Source organism: Arthrobacter sp. Sr33, from assembly GCF_054511195.1.
The window spans coordinates 25,487-52,241 of sequence record NZ_JBTNDD010000013.1; the positions used below are offsets into that span (position 1 = coordinate 25,487).

General features: G+C 60.2%; 20 protein-coding genes and 1 pseudogene. 5 read left to right on the top strand and 16 right to left on the bottom strand.

Features of this window, described 5'->3' with window-relative positions; all coding sequences use genetic code 11:
* The 7 genes from ACX80T_RS15050 to ACX80T_RS15080 all read right to left on the bottom strand — a co-directional run bounded on the left by ACX80T_RS15050 (nt 1) and on the right by ACX80T_RS15080 (nt 8,256).
* Nucleotides 1–765 carry a putative hydro-lyase gene (locus ACX80T_RS15050; RefSeq protein WP_050994842.1) on the bottom strand — a complete coding sequence of 255 codons (765 nt, stop codon included), beginning with the start codon at nt 763–765 and terminating at the stop codon, nt 1–3.
* Nucleotides 766–791: 26 nt separating this feature from the next.
* Nucleotides 792–2,009 (bottom strand): NRAMP family divalent metal transporter, encoded by a 1,218-nt coding sequence (locus tag ACX80T_RS15055; RefSeq protein WP_019481894.1) that lies wholly within the window; start codon nt 2,007–2,009, stop codon nt 792–794.
* A gap of 210 nt (nt 2,010–2,219) precedes the next feature.
* Nucleotides 2,220–3,287: a LacI family DNA-binding transcriptional regulator gene (locus ACX80T_RS15060; protein WP_162148066.1), complete on the bottom strand. Its 1,068-nt coding sequence runs from the start codon at nt 3,285–3,287 to the stop codon at nt 2,220–2,222.
* Nucleotides 3,288–3,304: 17 nt separating this feature from the next.
* On the bottom strand, nt 3,305–4,195 hold the full coding sequence (locus ACX80T_RS15065; RefSeq protein ID WP_051317709.1) for a glycerophosphodiester phosphodiesterase family protein: 891 nt from the start codon (nt 4,193–4,195) through the stop codon (nt 3,305–3,307).
* A gap of 24 nt (nt 4,196–4,219) precedes the next feature.
* Nucleotides 4,220–6,007 (bottom strand): ABC transporter permease, encoded by a 1,788-nt coding sequence (locus ACX80T_RS15070; RefSeq protein WP_035748376.1) that lies wholly within the window; start codon nt 6,005–6,007, stop codon nt 4,220–4,222.
* Between the two features lie 14 nt (nt 6,008–6,021).
* Nucleotides 6,022–7,125 (bottom strand): ABC transporter ATP-binding protein, encoded by a 1,104-nt coding sequence (locus tag ACX80T_RS15075; RefSeq protein WP_024477273.1) that lies wholly within the window; start codon nt 7,123–7,125, stop codon nt 6,022–6,024.
* A 48-nt stretch (nt 7,126–7,173) separates the two neighbouring features.
* Nucleotides 7,174–8,256 carry an extracellular solute-binding protein gene (locus tag ACX80T_RS15080; RefSeq protein ID WP_024477272.1) on the bottom strand — a complete coding sequence of 361 codons (1,083 nt, stop codon included), beginning with the start codon at nt 8,254–8,256 and terminating at the stop codon, nt 7,174–7,176.
* A 277-nt stretch (nt 8,257–8,533) separates the two neighbouring features.
* Here ACX80T_RS15080 and ACX80T_RS15085 point away from each other — a divergent pair, with 277 nt between their 5' ends.
* The gene (locus tag ACX80T_RS15085; RefSeq protein WP_024477271.1) at nt 8,534–8,920 is read left to right on the top strand and encodes a hypothetical protein; all 387 of its coding nucleotides are present in this window, start codon (nt 8,534–8,536) and stop codon (nt 8,918–8,920) included.
* Nucleotides 8,921–9,329: 409 nt separating this feature from the next.
* On the top strand, nt 9,330–10,625 hold the full coding sequence (locus ACX80T_RS15090; RefSeq protein WP_035748372.1) for a hypothetical protein: 1,296 nt from the start codon (nt 9,330–9,332) through the stop codon (nt 10,623–10,625).
* 39 nt (nt 10,626–10,664) lie between these two features.
* Here ACX80T_RS15090 and ACX80T_RS15095 read toward each other — a convergent pair whose 3' ends face one another.
* A complete protein-coding gene (locus tag ACX80T_RS15095; protein ID WP_459304839.1) occupies nt 10,665–11,747 on the bottom strand; it encodes a hypothetical protein in 1,083 nt (360 codons plus the stop codon).
* A gap of 72 nt (nt 11,748–11,819) precedes the next feature.
* On the bottom strand, nt 11,820–12,062 hold the full coding sequence (locus tag ACX80T_RS15100) for a hypothetical protein (RefSeq protein WP_156911354.1): 243 nt from the start codon (nt 12,060–12,062) through the stop codon (nt 11,820–11,822).
* Between the two features lie 419 nt (nt 12,063–12,481).
* Between ACX80T_RS15100 and ACX80T_RS15105 the strand changes: the two genes are divergently transcribed.
* Entirely contained in the window at nt 12,482–14,062 is a 1,581-nt protein-coding gene (locus tag ACX80T_RS15105; RefSeq protein ID WP_459304840.1) for a serine hydrolase domain-containing protein, read from the top strand.
* Nucleotides 14,063–14,148: 86 nt separating this feature from the next.
* On the opposite strand, the gene ACX80T_RS15110 is transcribed toward ACX80T_RS15105, so the two are convergent.
* A complete protein-coding gene (locus tag ACX80T_RS15110; RefSeq protein ID WP_459304841.1) occupies nt 14,149–15,210 on the bottom strand; it encodes an IS110 family RNA-guided transposase in 1,062 nt (353 codons plus the stop codon).
* Between the two features lie 281 nt (nt 15,211–15,491).
* Between ACX80T_RS15110 and ACX80T_RS15115 the strand changes: the two are divergent.
* Nucleotides 15,492–15,990 (top strand): annotated as a pseudogene (locus tag ACX80T_RS15115) (transposase); the annotation flags it as partial.
* 246 nt (nt 15,991–16,236) lie between these two features.
* Here the strand turns inward: ACX80T_RS15115 and ACX80T_RS15120 are convergent.
* Both ACX80T_RS15120 and ACX80T_RS15125 read right to left on the bottom strand, forming a co-directional pair.
* Nucleotides 16,237–17,328, bottom strand: coding sequence for a hypothetical protein (locus tag ACX80T_RS15120; RefSeq protein ID WP_459304842.1), 1,092 nt, complete (start codon nt 17,326–17,328; stop codon nt 16,237–16,239).
* 1,582 nt (nt 17,329–18,910) lie between these two features.
* Nucleotides 18,911–19,990, bottom strand: a complete 1,080-nt coding sequence (locus tag ACX80T_RS15125; RefSeq protein ID WP_459304843.1) for a hypothetical protein — start codon at nt 19,988–19,990, stop codon at nt 18,911–18,913.
* 35 nt (nt 19,991–20,025) lie between these two features.
* Between ACX80T_RS15125 and ACX80T_RS15130 the strand changes: the two genes are divergently transcribed.
* Entirely contained in the window at nt 20,026–20,178 is a 153-nt protein-coding gene (locus ACX80T_RS15130) for a hypothetical protein (RefSeq protein ID WP_459304844.1), read from the top strand.
* Here ACX80T_RS15130 and ACX80T_RS15135 read toward each other — a convergent pair.
* The 4 genes from ACX80T_RS15135 to ACX80T_RS15150 all read right to left on the bottom strand — a co-directional run bounded on the left by ACX80T_RS15135 (nt 20,146) and on the right by ACX80T_RS15150 (nt 26,745).
* Entirely contained in the window at nt 20,146–20,826 is a 681-nt protein-coding gene (locus tag ACX80T_RS15135; protein WP_459304845.1) for a DUF6308 family protein, read from the bottom strand. The two genes, ACX80T_RS15130 and ACX80T_RS15135, sit on opposite strands and share 33 nt — an antisense overlap.
* Nucleotides 20,827–20,895: 69 nt before the next feature.
* Nucleotides 20,896–22,989, bottom strand: coding sequence for an AAA family ATPase (locus ACX80T_RS15140; RefSeq protein ID WP_459304846.1), 2,094 nt, complete (start codon nt 22,987–22,989; stop codon nt 20,896–20,898).
* A gap of 70 nt (nt 22,990–23,059) precedes the next feature.
* Complete coding sequence (locus ACX80T_RS15145) at nt 23,060–24,301, bottom strand: McrC family protein (RefSeq protein ID WP_459304847.1); 1,242 nt, start codon at nt 24,299–24,301, stop codon at nt 23,060–23,062.
* Nucleotides 24,301–26,745 (bottom strand): McrB family protein, encoded by a 2,445-nt coding sequence (locus ACX80T_RS15150; protein ID WP_459304848.1) that lies wholly within the window; start codon nt 26,743–26,745, stop codon nt 24,301–24,303. The genes ACX80T_RS15145 and ACX80T_RS15150 overlap by 1 nt, the downstream gene beginning before the upstream one ends.
* Between the last annotated feature and the right edge of the window lie 10 nt (nt 26,746–26,755).

Genomic DNA, 26,755 nt, shown 5'->3' on the forward strand with positions numbered 1-26,755 from the left:
TCAGGGCACCAGGTAATCGCTGTCCCGGGCATCGGTGATGAGCATGTGTCCCGGCGCGTGGCCGATCGCCAGCGGCGGCCGTGACTGCATCACCGCCGCCTGCGGGGTGACCCCGCAGGCCCAGAACACCGGAAGATGACCCTCGGGGATCTGCACCGCATCGCCAAAGTCCGGCGAACCCAGGTCGACACCCAACTCCTCCGGATTCCCCACGTGCACCGGTGCGCCGTGGACGGCCGGGTAGCGGGAGGTGATGCGGACGGCGTCGGCCACCTGGGCAGCCGGAACCGGGCGCATGGACACCACCAGCGGCCCGGACATGGCACCAGCCGGGGCGGCCTCCCGGTTCGTCCGGTACATCGGCACGTTCACGCCCTGGTCGATGTGTGCAATCCTGACGCCGCCGTCCTGCAGCGCGGTCTCGAAGGTGAAGGAGCAGCCGAACAGGAACGTCACCAGGTCATCGCGCCAGTGCTCGGTAATGTCGGTGGGCTCGTCCACCAGGACGCCGTCGTGATAGACGGTGTACTTGGGGACGTCGGTCCGGATGTCGCCGCCGGCCAGCAGCGGCCCGGTGGTTTCGCCCGGCTCCAACACTCCGAGGATGGGGCACGGCTTTGGATTGCGCTGGGCGAAGAGGAGCAGATCGAACGCCTGCTCCCGCGGGATCGCCAACACGTTCACCTGCGCGTAGCCGCGGGACCAGCCCGACGTCGGGCTCACCAGTCCGGCGCGGAAGGCGGCCCGGGCATCGGCGGGAAGCATCGCGGCCGGATCGGCCGGCAGCTTGATCAGCCCCACAGCTTTGCCAGCCCGGTGATGGAGGTGTAGCCGAGGAACAGGGTGAGGAACCAGGTGATGATGCCGATGGTCAACAGCCACTTGGGGTAGACGTAGCCATGCATCAGGTCGCGGCGACGCCAGGCCACAAAGAGCAGCACACCGAAGCCGACCGGCAGAATCAGACCGTTGAACGCGCCTGCGAAGATCAGCAGTTCCTGTGGTGCCTGGCCGAGGAACAGGTAGGCCACGGCGCAACCGGCGATGAACGCGACCGTGATGAGGTTCCGCTTGCGTTCGGGAGTCTTTGAGGTGGTGATGAAGGAGACCGAGGTGAACGCGGCTCCGATCACCGAGGTGATTGCGGCGGCCCAGAGGACGATGCCGAAGACCCGCATGCCGATCTCGCCGGCCGCAATACCGAAGGCCTCTGCGGCCATGTTGTCGCTGGTCAGTACCGCACCGCCGGCGACGACGCCGAAGATCGCCAGGAACAGCAGCACCCGCATGACTCCGGTGACCAGGATGCCGATCACCGAGCTGCGGGTGATTTCCCCGACGTTGTCCGGACCGGTGACCCCGGAGTCGAGCATGCGGTGGGCACCGGCGTAGGTGATGTAGCCACCGACGGTCCCGCCGACCAGGGTGGTGATGATGAGGAAGTCGATCTGTTCGGGGAGGATCGCGTTCTTGAGGGCCTCGCCGACGGGAGGAGCGGCGACAATGGCCACGTAGATCATCAGGAGGATCATGATGGCGCCGAGGAACACCACAATCCGGTCCAGCGCCATGCCAGCCCTTTTGCTGACGAAAATCATGATGGCGATGACGGCGGAGATCGCGCCGCCAATCTTCGGGTCGATACCGAGCATCGCGTTGGCGCCGAGCCCGGTGCCGGCGATGTTGCCGATGTTGAAGACCACCCCGCCAATGAAGACCAGGCCGGCCAGGAACCAACCGACGCCGGGAAGGACCTTGTTGCCGAGCTCATGGGCACGCAGCCCGGAAACGCCGATGACCCGCCAGACATTCATCTGCACGGCGATGTCGATGAGGATCGACGCCAGGATGGCGAACGCGAACGCTGCGCCGATCTGGGCGGTGAACACTGTGGTCTGGGTGATGAAGCCAGGCCCAATGGCGCTGGTCGCCATGAGGAACATGGCTCCCAGCAGCGCGGTGCGCCGAGCAGAGGAGCTCAGCTTCGGTTTGTTCTCGGTATCTGCCATGGGCCCGTCCGTAACTTCAAGGTGACTGGAGTCACATTTTGTATTGGAACGACCCTACAGGTTGTTGAACAATCTGCGCAAGGTATTGTTCAACAATTTTGTTTTTGACCCCTGGGAGGTAGCTGTCATTCTGCCGCAGTGACCCCTGGAGCCTCCGCCCGAGGTTTTGAATGTGGGATGGGCGATCCCCCCAAGAACCGCCCATCCACGCTATTGGGGAGGCCGTGCTGCCAGGGTGCGTCCGGGCAGGAACGATCCGACCAGCGACTCATGGCGGACCGGCAGCCTGGCGTCGCTGACCATTTCCTCGTGAATGATTTCCATGCCGCGCCTGGCCAGCGCCTCCACGGGCAGCCGCACCGTGGCCAGCCCCAACAACTCGGTGCCGGGGAGCAGGCCGTCAAATCCCGTGGCGGAAACGTCCTCGGGGACCCGGATGCCGGCTTCCTGGGCGGCCTTGAGGAAGCCCAGCAGTTTCATATCAGAGGTGAAGAGGGCCGCAGTCACCTGCTGGTCCCGCACCAGGTCGATGACCTGCCGGTGAGTTGATTCGATATCGGCCGACGCCAAGGAAGGCGTGTCAACGGTGATGACGTTGGCTCCGGCTTCCCGTAGGTGGCGGGTCAACCAGGTGCCACGCAGATGCTCGATGAGCAGACCCGAGTGGTTGGTTTCGGGGAACGTGACGACGATGTCCTTGTGCCCGCAGGAGAGGACGGCGTCGACAATCAGCCGGGCATTGGCAACCTCGTCCAGCGACACGGTGTTCAGGGTCGGATGTTCCTCGGGCCGACCCAGAACGACCGTGGGAACGTCGCGGACAAACGAGGACAGCTCATCGGGCGCGATCGTACCGGTGGCGACGAGGATGCCGCCGACCCGTTGCTCGAGCAGCCGGCGGAGTCCGAAGTTTTCAGTCATCGGGTTGAACCCCGGAGGGGATGCGACGGTCAGCAGGTGGAGTTTATGCTCGGCCGCACCGAGCTGCAGTTCGGAATGCAGGATTCCGTAGTACGGGTTGTTCGGGTCGCGGATCAGCAGTCCGACGGTGTCGGAGGTTCCGCGTGCCAACCGCGTGGCGGCCTCGTTGCGGATGTAGCCGGTCTTCTTGATCGCCTCCATCACCTTGGCCCTGGTGGGCTCCAGGACCGGCACCATCCCGTCGAGAAACCGGGACACGGTTGCCGTCGACACGTTGGCTTCCCGTGCGACGTCGGACATGGTGACCTTCGACCACGCAGAGGCCGGTCTGGCGTCGTCGTTCTTCTTCTCTGCCAAGCGATCCATCCTCACCGCTAGCTCCGCTGCATTGAGTGTGCACTTGATTGCCAGCTTAGTCCGCGGATATCCCGGCCAAGGTAGGCGTTCAGCAGCGCAGGCCAGTCGGTCTGGATAACATCGGCGCCCAGGCCGACGAGGCGCCCCCAGCCGTCATCCGGGTTGCCGGTCACCGACAGATTGTCATCCCAGCCCGCCATCAGGACCGTTCCGTCGCTGAGGTTCAACGCATTCAGGTAAACCAGCAGCCCCCGGTCCTGGAAGGCCTTCGCCACCGCAGGGTCGCAGAACACATGGGACGGGCTGTCCGCCAGCAGTTCGACGCCGACGAGATTGATCTCCGGGTCCTCGAGCACCGCGGCCAGCTGTTCCTGGCTGGAGACGATGGCCACCAGCGGGTACTTCACCGGGTGGGCGCGGAGGAGATCCATCGCCACCTGTGTCGGGGGCGCCTTGAGGATGAGTTGCCCGGCCATGTCGAACTGGTCAAGCCAGGGCAGCAGCAGGTCCCAGTAGAACCAGGAGCGATCGATGTTGAACAGCACCTCGGGGAAAGAGGTCAGGGTGTGCTCGAGTTTCTCGACGTGGACCCGGGGCGCCGCGGTCTTCTGGGTGTAGACCAGCTCGTCAACCTCGACGGTGCTGAGGGTGGTGATGAGGTGATCGATCCCGAAGTTCTCCGGTTCGGTGCCGTCGTGGAAGACGTAGAAACCTCCGTCGGTGGATTGGATGACATCGATTTCCACCATGTCGGCGCCGCTGCGGAGCGCAGCCGTCACGGCGTGCGAGGTGTTCTCGACGATCATGCCTAACCCGGTTCCGCGGTGCACGGCCACCAGGGGGTTCTTCTCGGCGAACCTGTTGTTGAGGAGCGAGTTGATGGAGTGGAACTGGTCTTGCCCGAACATGGACATCCTTAGGTTGTGAATGGATCAGGGCAAGCTGTCGTTGCGAACGGGTGCCTTGTCGGCGGGTTCCACTGTGGACGCCGCCGGGCCCTGCGACCCGGCGACAGCCTTCCGTTGGCGCTTGTTGGCCCGGTCGCTTGCTGACTTCCGCCCATAGACCAGCCACATGGTGAACGTGGAGATGATCATCAGCAGCACCGTGTAGACGAAGGTCAGCGCGGTGGTGTCGTTGATCTGGTCCCCGGTGGTGGCGTTGCGGATCACCACACCCAGCGGCTGATAGATCGGGTGCGAGAGGAACACCGCGGTGTCGTAGTCGTCCAGCAGGCTGTTGAAGTTCAGCGCGGTGATGGCCGCAGCCGCCGGCAACACCAGCGGAACCAGGACCCTGCGGAACGTATACATTGAACCGGCGCCAAGAATTGCTGCGGCGTCCTCGACGTTGTCGGGGACCCCGGCGAACGCCGCCTTCAGCAACCTGAACGTGAAAGGGATCTTCACGATCACGTACGCGATCGCGAGGATCCCGACCGTTCCGGTGAGGACCTGGCCACCCACCAGAGGTTGGGCGTGGTCGAAGGTCAGGATCAGTCCCAGCGCAATCATGGTGGTCGGCAGGATCCAGGGGATGTGCAGCAGGTATTCCATCACAATCGTCAGCTTGTTCCGGTACCGCTGGATCATCCGCGCGGTGAAAAGCATCAGGACAATGACGACGACGGCGGTCACCGCACCGTAGCCAATGCTGACCAGGAAGGGCCGGTAGCCGCGCTCTTCGGTCAGGACATTGATGTAGTTCTCCAGGGTGAAGCTGTCCAGGCTGATCGTCCCGGAGTTGATTGAGCGGGCGTCTGTGAAGGAGAACAACACGATCAGTGCTGGCGGCAGGACGTAGATGAGGAACAGGACATAGGCCATCACGTGCACCACGATGTTGGCGGTACGGTTCTGGATCTTCTGCTTCTGCAGTGCCACTGGCACCTTGGAGACGGAGAAGTACACGCCGCCCTTCTCGAAGCGGTTCATCAGCGCCAGCAGGGCGATGGTTGAGATGCCCAGGATGATGGCCAGCGTGGCGGCCAGGTCCCGTGAGGTTGGACTGTTGGCGAAGGCGAGGATCATCGGGGTAATGGTCTGGAACTCACCGCCAAGAATCTGGGGGGCGGCGAGCGCAGCCAGCCCGGCGAGGAAGGTCAGGATGGTGATCGCAAAGATGATCGGCTTCAGCATCGGCAGCACCACCCGGCGCAGCACGGCCCAGTCGGACCCGCCCATCATCCGGGCGGCCTCGACCGTCTGGTAATCCACCCGGGCGATTGCTGCCGACATGAACAGCAGGTGGTAGCCGGTGGACGAAATGGTCATCACGAAGATCACGGCGATCATCCCGGAGAACCATTGCGGGTCAATGCCCGGCAGCACTGAACCAATGACCTGGGTGAGGACACCGTTCGGCCCGTACACCGTCTTGTACCCGGCGACCAGGACCACTCCCCCGTAGATGAGGGTTGTCGCGTAGCCGAGCCACAGGATGCGCCCGCCCTTGATGTCGTAGAACCTGGTGACGAGGACGATGAAAATACCGACGATGTTGACCGTCACCGAGAGAATGATGGCGAGGACAAAGCTGTTGCGCAGTGCATCGACGGCTCGTTCGGAGGACAGGAGGCGCTCGACCGATCGAAACGTCAGGCTTCCCTCGGGCGAGACGAAGACCGACCGCAGGATCGCGAAGTTCGGCATCAGGAGGAACGTGAAAATGAACCAGGTCAGGAACAGCGTCAGGACCAGGAAGAGCGGGTTGCGCAGCATCTGGCGCACGTTGGTCACCGGAGGACTGCCTGTCCATCGGATTTTTCGGCTGTCTGGTTGCCTGTTCCCTGCAGACCGGAGCCAGGACTGGCCTGATCGCCGTCGGGGTACTGCAGGAGATGGTCGGGGTGCAAGGCCAGTGTCACCCAATCCCCGGTCCGGTAGTCAGTGTCGTCCTCCCTCATGATGGTTCGCAGCATTCCGTTGTCGCCGCAATCCACTGAATAGGTGGAGCTGGTGCCCTGGTAGGAGCGTTCCTTGATGGTTCCGCCGATGGTGTAGGCGGAGGCCCCTGCCTCGTCGGGGACGATTGTTACCCGCTCGGTGCGAAGGTAGGTGACGGCGTCGGGCTTTAGCTCAGAGCCTGGCGCCGCAGCGAGGCGTTCCACCAGCTGGGGAGTGAGCCGGTTGACGTCGCCAATGAAGGTGCAGACAAACTCGGTGGCCGATCGGACGTAGATCTCGTGGGGGGTTCCCACCTGCTCGATCCGCCCCTTGTTGAGCACCGCGATCCGGTCAGACATTGAGAGGGCTTCGTCCTGGTCATGTGTGACGTAGACGGTGGTGATGCCGAACTGACGCTGCAGGTCTTTCAGCTGACCGCGGAGCTGCTGGCGCAGTTTCGCGTCCAGGTTCGACAGCGGCTCGTCCAATAGCAGGATTTTTGGCCGCAGCACCAGGGACCGCGCGATGGCCACCCGCTGCTGCTGGCCGCCGGAAAGTTCGGCGACGTTCTTTTGAAGTTGTTCGGGCGTCAGATCCACCTCGCGGGCGATCTGCGCGACGGCGTCGTTCACTTCAGCCTTCGGCTTGCGTTTGGCCCGGAGCCCGAAGGCGATGTTTTCGAAGACGCTCATGGAGGGGAACAGCGCGTAGTTCTGGAAGACCATGCCGAGCTCGCGCTGGTCGCTGCGCAGCCGGGTCACGTCCTTGCCGGCGATGGAGATGGAGCCCTGCGAGGGGGCGATGAGTCCGGCGAGGGTGCGCAGTGCGGTGGTTTTGCCGCAGCCGGACGGGCCCAGGAGGGTGAAGAATTCGCCCTCCTGGACCGTCAGGTTGAACTGGGGCAGTGCGAGGAAGTCTTGAAAGCGGACCTCGACGTCGGAGTAGGTAATCATGGGGTGCTCCTTTTCGGGTAGAACGGCGCCGACGGCGAGGTCGAGGGGTTAGAGCTTGATGTAGTTCAGTTCGATTTCTTCCATCCAGGCGTCGACGTTTTCGGCGACGACGGCCCAATCGATGTCCTGTTCGGTGAAGGCGCTGGTGGCTTCGACTGCCTCAGCGTTGGCGTCCTCAATGGCGGCGGCGTTGGTCGGTGCGGTAAAGAACTCCTGGGACCAGGCGGCCTGGACTTCTGCGGAGCCGAACCAGTCGATGAACTCCTGCGATACTTCCTGGTTCTCGCTGCCGGCTACCAGACCGATGTTCTGGTAGACGAAGGGAACGCCGGTCTCGGGGTTGGCGGCCTCGGTGGTGATTCCGTATTCTTCCTCGCGGCTGAACTTGCCGGCGAGCCACATCTGGCCGGCGTTCACCTCACCGTTGGCCATGCGTGCGAACAGATCGGTTCCTTCGATTGAGGGGTTGCCGTTGGCAAAGAACTCTTCGATAGCGGTCCAGCCCTCATCGCTCACCCCGAGCTTCCCATTCTCGTCAAAGTAGGGGGCCAGGATGCCGGTGATCACCATGCGGGTGGTGCCACCGCCCAGGACGGTCTGGGTTTCGTATTTGCCGTGGAACTTTTCGTTTTCCCACAGCTCGGGCCAGCTCTGGGGGCCTTCACCGGCGGGGTAGGCCTCGGTGTTGTGGATGAGCATGATGGGTTCGCGGACGATCGGCCAGAATGCTCCGTCCTCGCCACCCGCCACGTACTCTTCGACCTCGCTCGCCCACTCCGGCGTGTAGTTCTCGAGTACTTCAGCTTCCTTGAGGCTCTCAAACTGAACGTTGGTGGGGCCGAAGGCGACGTCGGCCGCGGGGTTGCCCTTTTCGGCGATCAGCCTGTTCTGGATGTCACCGGCGCCCAGATCGACCAACTCGATGTTGAAGCCTTCGGTTTCTGCCCGGTCGGTGAGCCATTCGCCGCGTCCGTCGCTGACCGAGTTGGAGTAAACAATCAGGGTGGTGTCTTCGCGTGAGGCTCCGGATTGTGAATCCCCGGAATCGTCACCCGCCCCACAAGCAGTCAGGAGAAGTACCGAGGCAGTCAGCACCGCAGCCTTGGACCAGGAAAAAGCAGCTTTGCTCATCGTTGCGTTCCATTCATAGAAGACAAGCCGAGAACCCGAGGGTTCTGGCGTGAAGAAGTTCAGTCAATGTATGCGCATACATCATGCCCCGACAAACGAAGGAACGAGAAATGTATGCGCGTACATAATAACCATGGAAATGTGACTGCGACCATACTTTCGGGTGAACGGGTGGCAAACGGTCCATGGCGGGTGGGGTGATGAATCTGCGACCTATTGTGTTCCCTCCAGCCCAGCCCTACCGTAAACAGACTGACAACCGAAGTGCAGGTGCGGCATGCGGAGACCATCCTGCTGGCTGCAACGCTCCAGTTGGGCGGTCGGATTCGGACTGCTGCTGGCCCAGTTGCTCAGCCTGGGGCTGACGCTTCGGCTCCTTCGGCACACAAGAGGGGCAACTACCCGGAAACCGCAGGCCCTGCCGGCTTGGGCCGCCGCGGCGCTCGCCCTCGACGGGTTCACGCTGTGGCTATGCCTCGCCTACGCCCCTACCCAGTTCGACACTCACCTGTTCGTCATCATCCGTCAGTTCCCCGACGTCGGCCTCTCGCTGGTCCCGGTGCTGGCTCTGGCTATCCTGTGGCCGGTCCCGCGCACAGTGTGGTTGCTTCTAAGGATGCGCGCCCGGCGACAGCAGATCCTGTCCTCCAAAATAGTCGCCTAGCTGGCGAGTGAATACAGCGATCAGTTACCTACGAAGGTTGGCGAAGGGTAGTTGACCGTGCAGATCCAGGAACTCTTCTAGCAGGACCCGCCCGGCGTCGCGCGCGGACCTCTCTCCAGTTTCCATCCACGCAACTCTGAGCCTCGTAGATTCAGATAATTGCCACAGATACCGTCCACCCCAGTGCCCGACCGGTAGCCCGCTTCCAAACTTAGCGAGTTCGGAAACCCGCATTCGCAATCCTCTATCCGCTTCGGCCCCTTCGGTTTTCTCAGTATCTGTCATGGGGGCCGTCCTACGTTAAGGTGACTGGAGTCACATTTAGCATTGGAGATGACCCTACAGGTTGTTCAACAATTTATGTCTTGACGGTAGACGAGGGTATCGACACAGCGACACCTCTTATTCGTTGGACCAGGTTGCCGCCGACTTGTGCCACAATTCACAAGTGAACGAATCAACGAACGAAGTCGGGATTCATATTTCCGGGAACACGGCTGTTCTTGCAGGGGACCCAGATCTGATCGGTAACCTACTTATGCGGTTGGATGTTGACCCCAGCCACCAGGGGAACACTGGCAAGGCAACCGCCGATCTCGTTGCGCAAATCACAGGGCTCGGGGCAGTCTTGACGGCTTTGGACGGCAGTTGGGTGCAACTCACTCCTGAGTCCCACTTGCGGCTCGTCGAACTGGCGAAATTCAACCTTCCCCAAAACGGTCTGTTCAGCGGAGTGATCCGGGGAACCAATGGCCGAATCGACTCTTTCACCCAGTTCACTACGGGCGGCATGAACCCACTCGTGATGTCGAATTTGGCTACTCTGACAGCAACGATGGCCCTTCGGAGCGCAGTCGCGCAGCTTGAGGATCTGGCGAAAGCGATGGACGTTAAGCTGGATCGCCTTCTTGAGGACAACCGAGCCCAGGCCCTCGGTGACGTCCAAGGCCTCACTCAGGTACTCCTCCGCGCGTTCGAGCTTTACGAGGATACCGGCGGGATCACTGACACGGCATGGTCACAAGTCGCAGGCCACGCCACTGCCCTTGCACAGGCAAGCTCATATGCTTTGGCTCAGATCGATAACCACACGCGGTCGCTGAGTGCTCGCTCATTCGCCGACAAGGTGAACGCTGCTGAGACCGCCGCGCACAACGAACTGCGTTCATGGCTAGTGATTCTGGCAGCTTGCCAGGCGAATCAGCAGCGCCTCGAAACGCTCGAACTTGTTCATTTGCGTCAACGAGACCCCGGAGCGGTTGAAGCACATGCCAAATCAATTCAACGGTCAGCAGCCCGACGGGAGCATGCTGCCGCTAGCCGTCTGCAGTCATTGTTGGACGCACTGACATCCGCCGCTAACGTCAGCGACTTCAATCGTGTTCGCAGCCCACAAAAGAGCCGTTCGCTGCTGGATTCCGCTGAAAGCGCCAGCCAGCTGATCCAAACCTTTGCCGAAATCTACGGCCTGGACGGCCTGCGCCAGAAGGAAATCGAACGCGAGACGTGGCGGAAGTCCCTGTCCGATATCGCCAAGACCACGACGACGACGGTCTCGTCTGTCGCGAAGGCCGTCCCTGCTGGGTTTGCAAAGGCTGCCGGGGATGTAGTGATCCATGCAGCGGGCCAAATCGAAGCCCAGCGGTCGCCCAAGAAAGCCGTGACTGAATCCAGTCCCGAGAACGCCACTGAAACCGGACGGTGATTGCGTGCGGGCTGCGACGAGTCCGAAGGGGCGGCGAGCTTAGCTCACCAGCCGATGCAGCGCGTTCACTACTTTCTTGATGCTGTCATCTGACAGGTTCGCCAACGGAACGTTGGGGTGGCGTGCGCAATTAGATGTCCGCAGTATGTCGGCGGCGGCGCTCAGCTCCGGGATCAGTCCGAGCTCGTCGAGAAACGCGGCAAAAGCCGTTCTGGCCTCCTCATCCTGAGCCAGCACGGCTGGTGCTTTGGTGAAACTGAACTCCATTGACGAGGACTGACTCCTGTAGTGGTAAATGTAGACCGTTCCAATCTCGCCGGTCGATCCCCGAATAATCCGCAGTCCGCCAGCTGGCACAGTCGACTTCCCACCGACTGGTGAGCCGACAAACGGAATGTCCACAACAGCTGCGATATGAGCAATCGATTCGAACCTCCCCAGGTTCGCCGGGTCGTTAGCCTCAATCCAGCTGCGATGCTGTTCAAGAGTCCATCTGTCCTTGGATCTGTTCGTGGCTGACACCTTCGCCTCAGCTAGTTCCAAGCCGTAGGTGCGTGGCATCAGGACTTCAAACCCTGAACCGTAATGCCGCACGTACTCGACGGCGATGACGGAAGTCCCCGCACCGGACATCGCGTTCAGGTACTCAACCATCCGCTTCAGCTCTAAGTTGATAGCATCCACCGCCAGCACAACGCTGAACCGGCCTGCTTGTAGATTGTCCGCGACGGCCTCCCTGAGACCTCCTTGGGCTAGTCCGAAACTGAGCTCAAGAGACTTCCCAGTGCGGACTTCCCACCGTCCCTCAAACTCGTCAATATGCATGTTGAAGAACCCGGAAGCGTAGTCGAATAACTGTCCGATAATCTCTCTGCGGATCTGCGGATTCGACGCCAGCTTGCATTCGACGAGCGTCAGCGAACCGTTTGTATTCACTACGACGACGTCGGCAGGACCAGCCCCCGACTGAAACTCCGTGCACGCCGCAGCGCCAGCCTGGACACCAGGAATCAGCTGAGGGTATTCGGCCAGGATGTGCTGTAATTCAGCTTCACGGCCGAATCCATGTTTTATCGGCTCTACCCACTCACCGCCCGAAGCACGAACCAGGATCTCACTCATTGGCCGCTCCCCTCTCGTCAACACTGTCGAGTGAATTAGCACTACCCTACTGGCCTACGGTCAGCCACCGACTCACCACCAGCGGTGGCGGCACGCTTCGTTTTGGCATTCCCAGTCCAGCGTGCCCCGCTCACGACGACCGGTTTTTGGATTGAAGCGTTCCTCCGTGAGGATGCAGCATCCGGCGAATACTGTCTTAGGCATGGTGGCCTGCAGGTTCGGCATGATCTCGCCGTAGGCAATCCGCCACGACTCGCTGCCGCAGACAGGACATTTGCGCGTCCTAGGTATTTTGGGTTTCTGATCGGAGTTCATGCGGCCATGCTATGCCGGGCTTCCGACAGTACATGCCTGCGAAAATGCTAAATTTTCTTGTAACTTAGGGTGCCGTCACCAGTTCACCCATGGAGAGACGGCATTAGAAGGGCGTGCCAATGCGAGGAGGTAGACCCGTTAGACTCCCCTTTGTGATGTCTATTCAGCCGTAATTGGGACGCCAGTACAGAAACGAAGAGGCGTTTTCTTTGCGCCTGTCCTACCCCGGCAAAGGCTACAAAAGGTTCCGATTAATCCAACTATCCGTCTCACCAAGCGCCGGATGTTTGTTAAATCGGGGCATATCTGATCCTGCCCGACATTGTTTTCCCCCGGACTCGGCCATACCGTGAAGGAACTGACAACCGAAGTGCAGGTGCGGCATGCGGAGACCATCCTGGTCATCACTCTGCCTCGTAATGTGCACTGTGGCCGCCGGATTCCTCGGCGGCGCTCCCCTATCGGCAGCTGCCTCTCCGGCTGCATCATCCATGCGGGCCGCAACCCAAGAGCAGATGTACGCAGAACTGGATGCCTATCTTCAGGAACAGATCGAGGATCTGGGACTCCCCGGCGCGGCGATCGCCGTCGTCGAGGATGGAGTCCAGGTCCACACCGCCGCCTTCGGCCACGCCGATAGCTCCGGACGGCCCATGACCGCGCAAACCCCGGTGCTACTAGCGTCCACCAGCAAGACCTTCACCGCCATCGCCGTCATGCAGCAGGTCGAAGCTGGCCGGTTACAACTGGATGAGCCGGTGCAGACCTACCTGCCGTGGTTCACGCTCGACGACGACCGCTCGGCAGAGATCACCGTCCGCCACCTGCTCCATCAGACCAGCGGCATGGCCTCCAGACATACCGCCTTCGAATACTCGGACGCGCAGGATCCCGACGCGCTCGAAGAGGGAGTGCGGGACCTCGCGGGCTCCCCGCTGGCCACCGAACCGGGCGCACGCTTTTGGTATGCCAGCGCCAACTTCAACATCCTGGGCGTCCTGGTCCAGGAGGTCACCGGCCAGCCCTTCGGCGACTACCTGAAAGAGCATGTCTTCGTCCCTCTGGCAATGGACAACAGTCATCCGACCCGGGATGAAGCCCGAGCTGACAACGCCGCCGACGGTTACTCCCTGTGGTTTGGCAGATGGTGGCGCCAAACTGACACTCCCGCACCGACCACCGGCATGCCGTCCTCCACCCTGTACTCATCGGCCGAGGACCTCAGCCACCAATTGATTGCCCTGCTCGACGACGGCCGGTTCGGCGACTCCCAAATCCTGAAGCCCGAAAGCATTGAGACGATGTTCGAGCCTCGGGCACGGACTAGCGGATCCACGCGCTACGCCATGGGATGGTTCACCAGGCCGCTGGTGGAGTCCACCGATCCCGCAGCACCGCCACCCCCGGAGCGGACACTCCCCCGACTGCTCGAGCATCAGGGCGAATGGGGCAACAGTCACACCTACCTCGCCATGGTTCCGTCCGACGGGCTGGGCCTCGCACTGGTGATCAACGGCAATGACACCGCAGCCCCATCACGGCTGAAAGCGATCGACAGCAACCTCCTGCGGATCCTCCACGGCCAGGCCCCGGTACCCGTAGTGGTGCAGGAAGACTGGCTGCAACGCTCCAGTTGGGCGGTCGCATTCGGACTGCTGCTGGCCCAGCTGCTCAGCCTGGGGCTGACGCTGCGGTTCCTTCGGCCCAGCCGAGGAGCCGCTACCCGTAAACCGCAGACCCTCCTGGCCTGGGCCGCCGCAGCGCTCGCCCTCGACGGATTCACGCTGTGGCTATGCCTCGCCTACGCCCCTACCCAGTTCGACACCCACCTGTTCGTCATCATCCGCCAGTTCCCCGATGTCGGCATTTCCCTGATCCCGGTGCTGGCGCTGGCCATCTTGTGGCCGGTCCCGCGCACCAGCTGGCTACTGCTCGCCAGCCAGAAGCGGCGCAGGGAGGCGGGCGTTACCCGCCCACGGGTCACCCCGAAATCGGCCTAACCGGGCTCCCCGACCGGCGCCTGACAACTCAGCGCGGCCAGCACCGCCGCGGCGTCCTGAACCGCCCTGGGACGGTCCTATAGATATCAAGTGAGTCCGGGGTCGGTTTTGAGGTCGTTGAAGACCCCACGGGCGATGAAGCGTTTGAGGCAGCGGAGGATGTCCTTTTTCGAGAGACCTTCGGCCAAGCGTCGTTGCATGTAGTCGATGGTCCGTGGGTCGTGTCGGAGTCTGCAGACCGCGATCATGTGGAGTGCACGATTGGCTTGCCGGTCGCCGCCACGGTGGAGTCTCATTCGGTGCGTTCTGCCGGAAGCGACGGGGATCGGGGCAACACCGCAGAGACGCGCGAAGGCCGCGTCGGATCCGAGGCGGTCAATGTTCTGCCCCGCGGTGATCAGGAGCTGAGCGCCATGCCCGATGCCGATCCCAAGTCGGGAGACGAGGGTTGGGGCAGTTGTGGCGACGAGTTTCTCGAGTTGTGCATCGAGGGCCATGATCTCATCATCGAGCGCGTGAATACGTTTGGCGAGGCTGCGTAGCGTGAGCTTCGCCACTTGGGCCGGATCATCGAGTCGTGTGACATCGGCACGGAACTTTGCGCACTGGGTAGCTTGCGCGTGCCCGCCTTTCGCGGTTATTTGATCGCGGAGCTGGGCCGGTGCGGTGACGAGGACATCCTGTAGTTGAACGAGGGCGGCGGAGCGGGCTTTTATCGCGGAGTTCCTTGCCACGGTAAGGAGCCGGATCGATTCGACCGCTCCGGTCGTGGTTTTCGGTCGGGTTGTTGCATCTCCGGCGAGTACCTTCCGGGCGGCGGCCTCGGCATCGATCGCGTCGGTCTTGCCTTTCCTTGCTCGGGTGTGAGCGTGAGGGGTGTTGACTTCTCGAACTTCGACCCCAGCGTCGAGCAGGAACCTGGTGAGGCCGGCCGAGTACGAACCGGTTGATTCCATACCGATCTTGTCGAGCACCCCGAAACCGGTGACCCAGCCGAGCATCTGCCGGTAACCATCGGTGGTGACGGGAAACTGCTTATCGGCAAGTCGTACGCCGTTACCGTCCAACACGACGACGTGATGGGTGTCTTTGTGAGCATCGACTCCGGCGATGATGACGGGTTGCGTGTCAGTTAGCACAGCGGTCATTCTGGAATGGTCTCCTTCACTCGTACCGTGCTGGATGACCGAACCGGGCCGGGCGGACACAACAGTGACGGGGCACGTTGAACAGGGTCCTATGAAGTCACGTCCCCGCCCGGTCCGGCCTTCCAGACCATGGACGAGCCCCCGGCGCGGGCCGACGGGTCCTAGGCAGGACAACACCCGAAAGTGCGTCAGTTTATTGGAAAGTCAAACCCCCACCGGAAGCTCACTCTCATCTTCACTGTTTGGTGGAGACTCCTGATATTGGAAACGAGAATAGAGTCATGGCAACGAGTCAGGGATCTGGAAAGTCGACGGCACGTCGGTATTCGTCGGAGGAGAAAGCTGCTGCAGTCCGGAAGGTTCGGACCCTGCGGGCGGAGCTCGTTACCGAGCACGGAACAGTGCATCGGGTCGCACCGCAGCTGGGATACGGTACTGAATCGGTACGGGCATGGGTACGGCAGGCAGATGTTGATGATGGCCAGAGCCCAGGGGGGAGCACTTCGGAGGCTAGGCGGGTGCGTGAGCTTGAGCAGGAGAACCGTGAGCTGCGGCGGGCGAATGTAATCTTCAAGCGCGCCGCGAGTTTCTTCGGGGCGGAGCTCGACCGCCAACATCTGAAATAGTCTCGTTCATCGACGCGAACAAGAACGACGTCGTCGAGGGACGCCGGCTCGGACTCGAGCCCATCCGTACGCTGCTGCAGGTGGCTCCGAGCACACCTACTATGCCGCGAAGAACCGCGTACCGTCGGCGCGAGCTATAAGCGACGCGGTCCTTACCCGGATCTTTGGGGTTGCGTTTCATATCAGGGGATCCTAGTAGTGAAGTCAGCGCTTCCGCGGAACGTTGGCGCGAACGTCCGCAGCTCGGGCATCATCGAGCACCCACCGCTGGAACTTCGAATGGTCGGAGTTTTTCTTCCGTAGAATAATCCAGTACGATCTTCCACGGTCGCTGCTCGGTATATCCCAGTCCCCGGGCTAGCTCGGCAGGCTTATATATAGTCACCGCATCGCTCCGGCTTCAATCCGTCTCGTCGGGACTGATGAACGCGACGCTTGGTTCGAGACCGTTGTCGCTCAAGTACCTCAGCGCACGCTCGATGGTGTCGACCTTCCGCTTCAGCTCTTTGAGTGCCGGCGCGGATTCATCGGAAAACTCGTCTTGCCGCTCGAGTTCGCGTCTTACTTCGATTTCCATCTCAGCCAGATTCCCCCAAAGGTTCGAATCCGGTTCCAGATGCTGCAGCTGCCGCAGAATTGCCGCAGCGAGCCAACGCTCAACGACTGCTTCGAGGGTTTCCGCGCTGGTTCCAGGACTGGCAAGGCTGAACGCGATGCCGCCGCCACCTGCGCCGACGAGAGTGCCCGCCGTTATGAGGCCCCCGATCATACCGCCAGGCCCAAAACTCGCGAGCGCGCTGGTGATAGCCGCTGCGCCAGCAAGGCCGGCACCGGCTGCGAGGGCTAAACCACCCGTCGCCACGACGAGTGCAGCGGCTCCCGCGCCCAATGCGCCCCATCTCTTCCAACTCGCTCCCCGGTTGCCGCTCAAAGCCTCCTGAGCTCTCTCCGCAGCAGTTAATACATCGGCGCCGAACTGGCGCCCCAGTCCCATCTCCGCCGCCAGATCCTCCATGGCGTCCCGCCATTTGTCTTTGGGAAGTGAGATCTCAAAGGGTCGGATGACGTTCTCTGCTGCAAGGACAGTGAATAAGCCCACGGCTTCAGCCTTGGCGAGGTGGCCGTGCGGGAGCGGCTCGGGCACCATCGCCTCTGGATCAGAAAAATCGAACGCGAGGCGCGCAATGGCTGATGGCACCGCTCTTTTTTCGCCGGCGTTCCGCCGCGCGATGTCGTCGACGACGGTTGCCTGCACTTGTCGAAGCGCACCAGCGAAGCGAGCGAGTTTGTCGCCATCCAGTCTGGCCTTGGCGTGGTGTGCGTACCTCAGCGCCAGGAGACTGCAACGCTCGGGTCCATCCAACGGGATGTCGATACCCTGCTCGATCGTCGCGTCCTCCTTCGACTTCGATCCGAACAACGCGAACCCGATGGCCTCCGCCACCGTCTCGTCGGTGAGGTACTCTGCCGCGTTGTGAGCGCGGAGACTCATTTTGGTCTGGATACGGAAATCGACGAGCCAAGGGAAAACAGATGACACGCCCCGATATGCGGCCACGGGGTCGTGGACATTCCAGAAATTGACCCACCATGCCAAGTTCGTTGGCGGTTCCTTCAAGGTTTCCCGTAGTTTGTCAACATCGAATTTGTCGTTCCCCAGTGGGCTCCCGACGGTCACCATACCGGCTAAGCCGAGGCCGGCTGGCAATCGACGGAGGAGGTCTGCGGCGATCACAGAGCCGAGGCTATGGGCGACAATCACCAATTTCCCCGACTTGAAGAATCCGGGTCAGCACCTGAGCACGAATCTGCGGGTTCTTGATGTAATTGTGCACCTGGGCGAAGGGGAAAAGCTCAACCGCAAGGTTGACAACGGCATCCCCGCCCGGTCGACCGTTACCGCGATTATGCCGTCCAAGCCTGAACTCGATCGCTCCGGTACGACGTTCGAAGTCACGACGGTTATTCCTAGCAGCCTCGCGTACGGGTTGTTTGATCGTCAGGCTTGGCATGGGCACGTTGGCGTCGGTACCCCGCAATGCGTGCGCGTACTTGGGGCGCGCACTCGCGCCGAATCTAGATCGGGGTAGCCGAGACCGATCAGCACCTCAGTGAGGCCGATCTTCCAGTTGCCATCCTGGTCGCCATCTCCAACACCATGCAGGAACAGCAAATCGGTTCATTCGACAAGGAAACTCCATTCGTCGCAGCCCCAAGGGCGCGCAAGGCTGATGCGCGTGGCTTTAGCAAAGCATAGCGATTCGATTCGGAGTATTTGCTGCCGACATCAGCGGACTGGCGAGTCGACTCTCAGACTCCGGTGAGGACGTTGATTGGGCGCGGCGCTCTCCCCAAACATACTTCGCGGAGAGCGCACTGTGATTCAGAAGAGACCGTACCGTGCGTGGCTGGTGGACTGTAGTGAAAATGGTACTGGAGCGCTAAAGAGAAATGGCTTCGGTCCGCTCACCACCATTGGTGACGGCACCCGTCGTTCTGGCAGGCCCACTCCGGCACACCATATTCAACCTTGCCAGTCATTGGGTACACGCGCTCCTGATGGACGATGCAGCAACCCGCGAAGTATGTTTCGGGCAACTCTTCATAGGCATCCGGACCGACCATCCCATAGGCGATTGGCCATGACTCGCCGCCACACACCGGGCACTTCTTTAGCCGCTTTCGCCGCGGCTGCTTCTCTGTTGGTTCCATGCGCTCACCATACGATCCGGCACTGACAATTCGATCACGAGCGGGACTCCCACCATCGCGGTCGCCCGGACGGCTTTTTCGAGGTGAGGTGCCAGCAACGACAGTGCTCGCATGGATAGACCGCAACCGGATATTTAGCGCGTGTTGCGCTCGCCCGGGTTATCGCGCGAAGAACACATCGAGCTGCCCGGAGGGACGGGTGTTTGACTTTAGTGCAGTCGGCAATGCGACAGTCCTTTTCGGAAGTAGTCGCATGGGTTTATACCCGCACTTGGACGCCGCTTATCTACGGACGGCCCTTGATTCACTCGAAGTGATTGTTCAAAACTTAGCCGAGACAGGCACCGCCGGGCAACCGAAGCCTACTCACTGCAGAGTGGTGCAAGCGCCTCAACCAAATGCCGCATGTCCTCATCGGATAGCTCCGACAGCCGCACGTTCGGCCTTCTGTTCGCGTAGGAACCGCGAAGGGTTTCGGCTGCACTATGAGCGGCAGGAATCATAGCCAGCCGGTTCAGAAACTCGTCAAAATGTCGCTTGGCCTCCGCATCGCGTTTCAGCACCTCCGCGAAAGCCGTGAAGCTGAACTCAATGAAGGTCGACTTCCCGCGGTAGTGATACACGTAGATCGTCCCGATGACGTCGCCGGACGGAAGAGCTACCTGCAACCCGCCAGCCGGCACATCGGATTTCAGGCTGACCGGGGATCCCACGAAAGGGATGTCCATCTCCGCAGCTCCATCAACCAACGCCAGAAATCGAGCCAGATTGTCGGCGTCGTTTTCTTCGATCCAGCGACGGTTCTGCTCGAGATTCCAGCGCTCCTGGTTCTTTTCTGCGGTCGCGACCTTCTCCTCGGCCAGCTCCAGCCCATATGTCCGGGGCATCAGTATTTCGAGCCCAGGCCCATACAGCCGCGTGTACTCGACAGCGATCACTGATGTCTGTAGCCCGGACATGGCGTTCAGATACCCCACTATGCGCTTCAACGACGGGTTGATCGCGTCGACGGCGAGCACGATGCGGAAGCGGCCCTTGCGTAGATTCTCCGTGACCGCGTCCCGGACTTCTGCATTCCCGAACGAATCTTCGAGCGTTCCGTTCCTGCCGAGCTCCCAGCGGTGTTCAAACTCGTCAATGTGCATGTTGAAAAAGCCTGATGCGTAGTCGAACATCTGGCCCACGATTACCCTGCGCACGTCCTTATTGGTGGCGAGTTTGCATTCCACCAGGGTCAAGGTGCCATCTGGATCCACGACGACGACGACAGCTGGCCCTGCACCCGACTGAAATTCCCGACTGGCAACCGCTCCAACGCTAACCCCCGGGATCAGCTGCGGGTGCTCGACGAGGATTCGCTGGAGGTCCGCTTCGTAGCCGAAGCCGCGTTCATACGGCTCCAGCCACTGCCCACCGTCAGTGCGCACCAGTATCTCGCTCATGTCCCACTCCGTCCGCCAGATCCGATTAATTCACTGTGAGCGCGATCAAGGAATTGCACAACGACGCAATGCTCGCCGGGAGGAACTGGAAGCTGCACTACGGCATGGCCGAAGCCGAGGTGCTCTGGAAATCTGCTATCACTCCTCAGGAAGTCTCAGTCGGCAGGGTCGTCGTTGAAGACCTTTAGACCCTTCCGCTTTCCATCCATCCACAGAGCAACGTCCATGATGCGAAGCCCTGACAGTTTCTCCGGTGCCCCGGACTTCTGGCGGATGGTCTCTAAACGCTGGGGCAAATCGTTTCCATCGGCAAGGGCCTCGTACCAAACTTTCCACTGGTCACCAGAGTGCTTGAGCCCCATAAGCGGGCCGACTACCGAGTCATAAATTGGTATCAACTTCGGCCGCTTTCGCGCCAAAATCTTGCTTGCGGTGGTCTGGCCGACTCCCCACTTGCCGTGCCGCTTCCCTCGAACCAAATCCCACAATTCTGAGGCAGGGCTGTCCGGCGCATTAATCACTTCGATATCGGCGTCGACGAGATCCAGGTTGGTCGGAATAGCTTCAAGCAGCTCCGACACACGGGCAGCATGCGTCTCGAGTAAACCAATCGCTGCCTGCGGTTTGATCCTAACTGAGAGAAAGGAGACAGCGATCAGGTCATCAGGGGTCACCTGATTCGCTATTGCAGGTGCATCGCCTCCACCAGCCCAATCATCGAATCGGCTACCGCTCCGCGGCCGTCCGTGTTTGAACGTGTCCTCGTAATACGCGCGGACCAAGTCCGCCGCTGCATCGGTCTGCTCCGCCTTGAGAATGTCGGGTAGTTGCATCATTACCCCTTCATTGTTTCCCACCGGTCACCCCGAACCAATACTCGGTCTTGTCTGCTTTCTCAAGTCAACCTACATGCCATCAGTCGCGGGGAACTGCCCGAGTGACCTAATGAACAATCCAAGGTCCTGAATCTCCCTGTGCGGGATATCGACTTCGCCTGCGGCTGCAGTCAAAGATCTCACACTGATGGAGGCGGACTTTTTTCTGATGAGATACTCTTTAAAGTCTCTATTTTCCGCACCAAACTCACGCGCCCGCTCAAATTCAGCTTCGAGTTGGGTCCAGCTCCCCTGGCCCGGAACGACCATATCTACTGGGAGGTAACAAATAATGTCTCTCTCACTCAGTCCGCAAACTTTGATACGGCTCAAACGCCCGAGCTCGACAGCCCTGTCACCAAGGGCACGGAGCCACTTTGATTCTCCGCCGCTGCCGGGATATTCCAAATTCCTTAAGGCGGCTTTGGCAGCTCGCGGGTTGTTATTTTCAACGGCGACTTCTGCTTCCCTCCAGGCACGACCAACTTTCTCCATTTTCAGGTTGTCCAGAACGATTAGAAAAATGGAATCTGTCGCGTCGAAAAGAATTTTCGACTCGACGAGAGAGCGCATTCCTTTCGCTCCCATTAGAGGGAAGATTCGAGCACCGGAATCCCTCAGGTCTTCTGCGAGGAGTCGACCTAATACGACCTCATCATGTTTCCCTTCAACGATAACTGCAACGCGCATTAGCTGTAGCAGATCATGCGGTTGCATACCTAGTCTGTGAGCATCGTCCTTCAGCTGATCCGTGGAGGAGAGGTCTAGACTCGCAACTCGGGTCCTAGCCTTCTCATCTCGGCTGACGTGAACTAGCTGGGACACCCCCGGCGCCTCAAGGAACCCGGGCGAATGGGAAGCTACTATGACCGTTGACGAACCGGACGGGCCTGCAATGAGGGACAGCCTACTGGCGATCAAACTCTCCAACTCCCGGTGAAGCCCTTGCTCCGGTTCATCAATGAGGAGAACCTGAGGCATGAAGCCCGAAAGGTAGGTCTGCCCCCAACCTATAGCGGCACTCGCCCATCTTCTTTCGGCTGCGGAAAGTTCTGTCAACGGGAGTTCCAGCCCTCCGGCCGCCTCGCTGACCGCCAACCAGGCAGGCGTGTTACCCATGAACCAATCCGATGGGGACTTCAAATCGAGCCTCAATGCGAATCTATTGGGGAACACGTTGGAGAGAAATTTGTTAGCTTCCGCGACAAGCTTTTCTACTTCATTGACTAAAGAAGGGGCGTATTCGAATTCGTCGCCAATCAACACTTCAACTGCGCTTCCCATCGTAAGGGAACCCCGTAATATACCCAAAGTATCGGCTTCGAGCGCCTCGAGTGACGCGTCCGTGGTTATGACGTCTAAAAGGCCCTCCCCAACGGATGCGAATTCGAAAAGCGGAACGGGGAACCTCTCAGGCCAGCCGTCAAGACGGGAGGACATCGCCATGCCTCGGTGATCACTTCTTACGGCGACCGGGTTATCTTGTTCCACCCACGGGCTGAGCGGGTTCCGTTGAACTGAACCCAAAATCTCAGTGATCTGCGTCGGCGAAAGCTTCTCAGCCTCATTCAGCAACCGCTGGGTAATCGCGTAGTTGCTCGCCACGTGTTCCGCGAAACCGGTTCGATCATCGATCGAGACGAGACTTGAAATCCACACCTCGAAACTCGGCTCGTCTTGGGTCCCTCGGGGAAAGAGAGAGATAAACACGCCAGCAGTCCCCGGGAACAGCGATTCATACCACTCTTCATCACCTTCGTCGATGATTCTGTACTGGACTAAGCTTTTCGCAACGCTCTCTTGAAGAACCTCCAGAGCGTTGCGTTCAAAATCCCAGTCCAGAAGCAGCTTGAGAAAGATTCCTGGAACCTCTTGAACTGCACGGTCCAGTGAAGTGAGTCGCAGATGGAGGCATGAAATGCCCGATGTAACCCCGCCAGGGTGATTCGGACCAATACCATGCAGCACTGCACTTAATTCCTGTAAGATCTTTGACTTTCCTGCCCCATTTTGGCCGTATAGAACTGTCATTCCGGCCTCCAGCTCGAGATGCACTGCGTCGATAGGCGGTGGCCCAAAAAGAGAGGCTCCAATAATGTCAAATCCTGGACCAATCAGTGACATTTCGTCGCTCCTACGTAGTTTGAATTTTTTCCTTGCCAACCATCGACGTGAAGGCCGTCGCTGCCTATCTTCACGCTGATACCCCTTTTTTAGTAGTCCGAAGCCAATCCGAACTCCAAGCGTTATGAGCCGCTTCCGCGAGGGCTTCAACCCGCTCCAGTAACGCCTCCGGCGACTGCCCGATATCAATGGGGAACTCAACAATCGAAATGCCGGTGTTCCGCATTCTCCGCTCGCGCGGTTCACCTGAACCGGCGTAGACGAGCCAGGCCCGCGACACTTCAAGAGCGGTACAGTACGCGAGCATTTGGTAGTGGTCGGCGTTCGGATACGCGCCGGAGGGCGACGCCGCCTTATACTTGGCATCGAACACCAGCGCCGGTCGCCCTGCCACAGAATGCACGATGTCCACGTACATGTGGACTCGATCACGAGGACGTTGCGGCTCAAGTTCGTCCATAAACGCCTCGTACTGCCCCGCGGTCTCCCCCGGGAATCGATCCAGAGCCTCTCGCACCGCCGTGGTCAGGAAATCCTCAAAGACAGTGGCCATATTGACGACGAATGAAGCGACTGAATAACGCCCCGCTCCAGCTTCGGCCGACATATTCCGCAGTACGATCTCAGCCAGACACAGTGCGGGCACATATCGCTCGTTGATCCGAGATTCGGTCCATGATGGTAGCGGCGCTCCAAACCGCAGCGGAGACACGCCATCAAGTTTCGAGTCAAGATGCGCCAACCGCCATCGGACGGCTTCGGAAAGCCTTGGGACCTGCATCATCAAACGGATGGCTGCCCTTAGGATCCGGTTCTCCGAAATATCCGCTGTGAAGTCATCGAATGAAACCTCTAGCGGTAACAACATTCCCGGTCGACGTGTCATTTGATCCCCAACGCGTATCCGTCCGCGAACGGTCCTCAGCGCTTCTTCCACATGGACATACCCGCATAGCGCGCCCCGTTCCAATGCGCGCTCACCTTGTCGAGCCAATGACTCCCCCAGCGCCGCGAATAAATCCGCGTCTTCGACTCCCTGAACGTCGTCCGACCGGAAACCCGGGGTGCTCGCGTATCCGAGCAAAAACAACAGCCGGCTCAGCCCAACCTTTTGCTTCGGCTTCACCTCGACCAAGAGGTCTCCAACTTGCACGGCGCCCACTCTGCCTGCGGGAGTAATAAGCATGCGGTTGTTGTGAGCGGGCGCGACGGCGACAAGCCCCGTCTCGCGTAGTGTCGCGGCCTCTTCCGAACTAATCTCAACGAGTTCGCCCGCGTATTGCAGTTCGTCGAGGACGATCGTGCGAATCATCAGAGTTGTGCGCCAGCCGGTGGGAAACCTGAATCCCCTTTTGTTTCCCCCTCGTGTTCGCCCGGTCCGCGGTTCGCCGCCTGGTTCTCGCCTTCCGCCGGCGGTTCAGCAGCAAATGCCAAATCTACCGGTCCGCTTTCCGGGGCGGACTTGCGGAGCATTGCCTGGAGTCCAAACTTCTCCCGAACCTTATCCCTGTTCAGCCGCCCGTAGTACTGCTCCTCTAACAGCGGGAGAAGTTCGTACTTCCAGATCTCTTCCAGCCCTTGGTCAGTCTCGGCATGGGATTTCATGAAGTAGGACGGGCCGATCATCAGATCCCGATTGCCAGCTTCCAGCGATATTTCCCTGTTCAAGGCGTTGAGAAGGTCCGCTCTCAGCCGAGGTTTGTCATTGGCGTCGAGGAATCGTTCAAGCATCCCGAAAATCATGCCCTCCTGCGGATGGAGTTCCACAAAAGCGAACCGACGGCGGATAGCTGCGTCCACCATGGCAATCGAGCGATCCGACGTATTCATCGTCCCGATGATGAACAGATTCGGCGGAAGGACGAAGGTCTTTTCGGGGTTGTATTGCAGGTTAATTCCCTGGTCCCGGTATTCGAGGAGGAAATAAAGTTCACCGAAGATCTTGGCCAGGTTGCCTCGGTTCATCTCATCGATGATTAGGAAATACGGCTTATCCCGATTCCCGTCCAGCGACGCCTCTGCGGCAATCCGACGCAACGGACCAGGCTCCAGACTGAATCCCACCGAATCACCGTTGGTCTGCGCCGGCCGATAACCCTCGAAGAAGTCCTCGTAAGCGTAAGACGGATGGAACTGCACAGTCTTGACGTGGTCACCGTGCTCTTCGCCAGCGAGGTAGCGCGCGATCTTTCCGGCAAGGTAGGTCTTACCCGTTCCGGGCGGTCCATAGAACACGATCTGCTGCCGCGTCTGCAGGAGCCGAACGACCTCCTGCAGGCTCCCCAGATCGACGTGGAGTTTTGCCGCCAACTCGGTCGAGGCCGGGCGAAGTTCAGGCACGACGGCGGGTTGCATCTTGGCGGCCGGCTCCTCCTCGGTGCTTGGCTCAGAGGGATTCTCCTCGGAGTACCAGGCTTCGATGGCAGCTAGCCCGTCAGTGAGATCGACTACAGAACCCTGCTCCTCCAACAGACGCGGTAACGGCGCGGTCAAATCGGCATTGCTGATCGGCGCCTTGCGCCAGGCCACGCTCCGACGCAGCCTCGAAGTTTCGTCAACGACATACTCAGCTCCACCGGTTACGACTCCCAAATAGAGCTTGTCCTCGAACTGCGTGAGGATGAAGTCATCGGCCTTCATTTGGCTGAGGAAGCGGTAGTACTCGTGTGCGCGAGCTTTACGTTCGGAGTAGTCGATGTGTTGGTAGCCCGTATTCACGGCAGCTTGGATCTCGTCGAAGCTGGCGCCGGGTGCTGGCGATCCAAGGTGCTGAGCGCGGGTCGACACGAAGCCGTTCGACAGCCAAGTGTCGAGCATCGCTACCCCTGCCTGACTCTGCCGCACAAGCCATGCCCGCTGTCCTACGTCCTCGCCGGGCACCTGCCATTCGCTGAGATAAGGCTCGCGGTACCATTCCACATACTCGCTGGAGTCGCCTCGCTGCGCCTGTTGGATGGCGTGAAGATCCTTAGCGATGTCCGTCTCCGATTCGCCGCTAGGTCCGCCAATGATTGGAGCGAAAGCGTTGCGGATACGGATACGGTGATCCTTCTTCACGACGGGTTGGAGGTATCCGGGCCATGCAAGGTAGTCGATGCTGTAGCGGATTGTGGGCCAATCGCTCTCCACAGACTGAGTCATCCTGATGAATGTCCATGGATCGGCGAGGGCGGCCTCAATCATCAGGCTCCTGGGCTGAGCAACGACGTGTTGAACGAAGCGCGTGAGCCAAGCGATGTGGTCGGCGACCTGAATGTTGAAACCGACGCCACCATTGAACGACCCTGTCGCTTCAAGCCCATATTCGAGTTCGGGAGTGAGCTTCACTGCCTCGCCAGGCACCCACGAGAGGACCTTCTCGATGCGGGCGATCTTGGTTGCCGGGGTGACGTTGGCCAGTGGCACCACCTGCAGATAGAGGAGCTCAGCGGCTAGGAGCACCGTGCCACGGCTAGCACCCGCAAGTTGACGCTCCAGCTTAGCCATGAAGCTTCCCGGACCGACGTCTATCCGGGCGCTGCGGCTACCTAAATCCGCCGCGGCCTCAGCGGTCCAGGTGGTAGTGCTGTTGTCCAGCGCGGAAGGCTCCCCCCGTAGTCCCGCGCCCAGAATGAGCCACGCAGCTGACTCGACGTCAGGAGCTTTGCTACTACCCCGCAGTAGGTCTGTTTCCGCGTTTTGCGCCGTCACCTTGTCTCCTCGCCAGTCGCGGAATCGCTTCGCTTCGTCGGGCCTCCAGGATGAGTCAGGATCCACATTGAGCACT

Coding starts and splice junctions, on each gene's coding strand:
- ACX80T_RS15100 (WP_156911354.1), bottom strand. CDS start 12,062: ATGAACTCCGATCAGAAACCCAAAATACCTAGGACGCGCAAATGTCCT.
- ACX80T_RS15085 (WP_024477271.1), top strand. CDS start 8,534: ATGCGGAGACCATCCTGCTGGCTGCAACGCTCCAGTTGGGCGGTCGGA.
- ACX80T_RS15120 (WP_459304842.1), bottom strand. CDS start 17,328: ATGAGTCTCCGCGCTCACAACGCGGCAGAGTACCTCACCGACGAGACG.
- ACX80T_RS15095 (WP_459304839.1), bottom strand. CDS start 11,747: ATGAGTGAGATCCTGGTTCGTGCTTCGGGCGGTGAGTGGGTAGAGCCG.
- ACX80T_RS15110 (WP_459304841.1), bottom strand. CDS start 15,210: ATGACCGCTGTGCTAACTGACACGCAACCCGTCATCATCGCCGGAGTC.
- ACX80T_RS15055 (WP_019481894.1), bottom strand. CDS start 2,009: ATGGCAGATACCGAGAACAAACCGAAGCTGAGCTCCTCTGCTCGGCGC.
- ACX80T_RS15105 (WP_459304840.1), top strand. CDS start 12,482: ATGTGCACTGTGGCCGCCGGATTCCTCGGCGGCGCTCCCCTATCGGCA.
- ACX80T_RS15080 (WP_024477272.1), bottom strand. CDS start 8,256: ATGAGCAAAGCTGCTTTTTCCTGGTCCAAGGCTGCGGTGCTGACTGCC.
- ACX80T_RS15065 (WP_051317709.1), bottom strand. CDS start 4,195: ATGTTCGGGCAAGACCAGTTCCACTCCATCAACTCGCTCCTCAACAAC.
- ACX80T_RS15135 (WP_459304845.1), bottom strand. CDS start 20,826: ATGATGCAACTACCCGACATTCTCAAGGCGGAGCAGACCGATGCAGCG.
- ACX80T_RS15070 (WP_035748376.1), bottom strand. CDS start 6,007: ATGCTGCGCAACCCGCTCTTCCTGGTCCTGACGCTGTTCCTGACCTGG.
- ACX80T_RS15050 (WP_050994842.1), bottom strand. CDS start 765: ATGCTTCCCGCCGATGCCCGGGCCGCCTTCCGCGCCGGACTGGTGAGC.
- ACX80T_RS15140 (WP_459304846.1), bottom strand. CDS start 22,989: ATGTCACTGATTGGTCCAGGATTTGACATTATTGGAGCCTCTCTTTTT.
- ACX80T_RS15075 (WP_024477273.1), bottom strand. CDS start 7,125: ATGATTACCTACTCCGACGTCGAGGTCCGCTTTCAAGACTTCCTCGCA.
- ACX80T_RS15125 (WP_459304843.1), bottom strand. CDS start 19,990: ATGAGCGAGATACTGGTGCGCACTGACGGTGGGCAGTGGCTGGAGCCG.
- ACX80T_RS15145 (WP_459304847.1), bottom strand. CDS start 24,301: ATGATTCGCACGATCGTCCTCGACGAACTGCAATACGCGGGCGAACTC.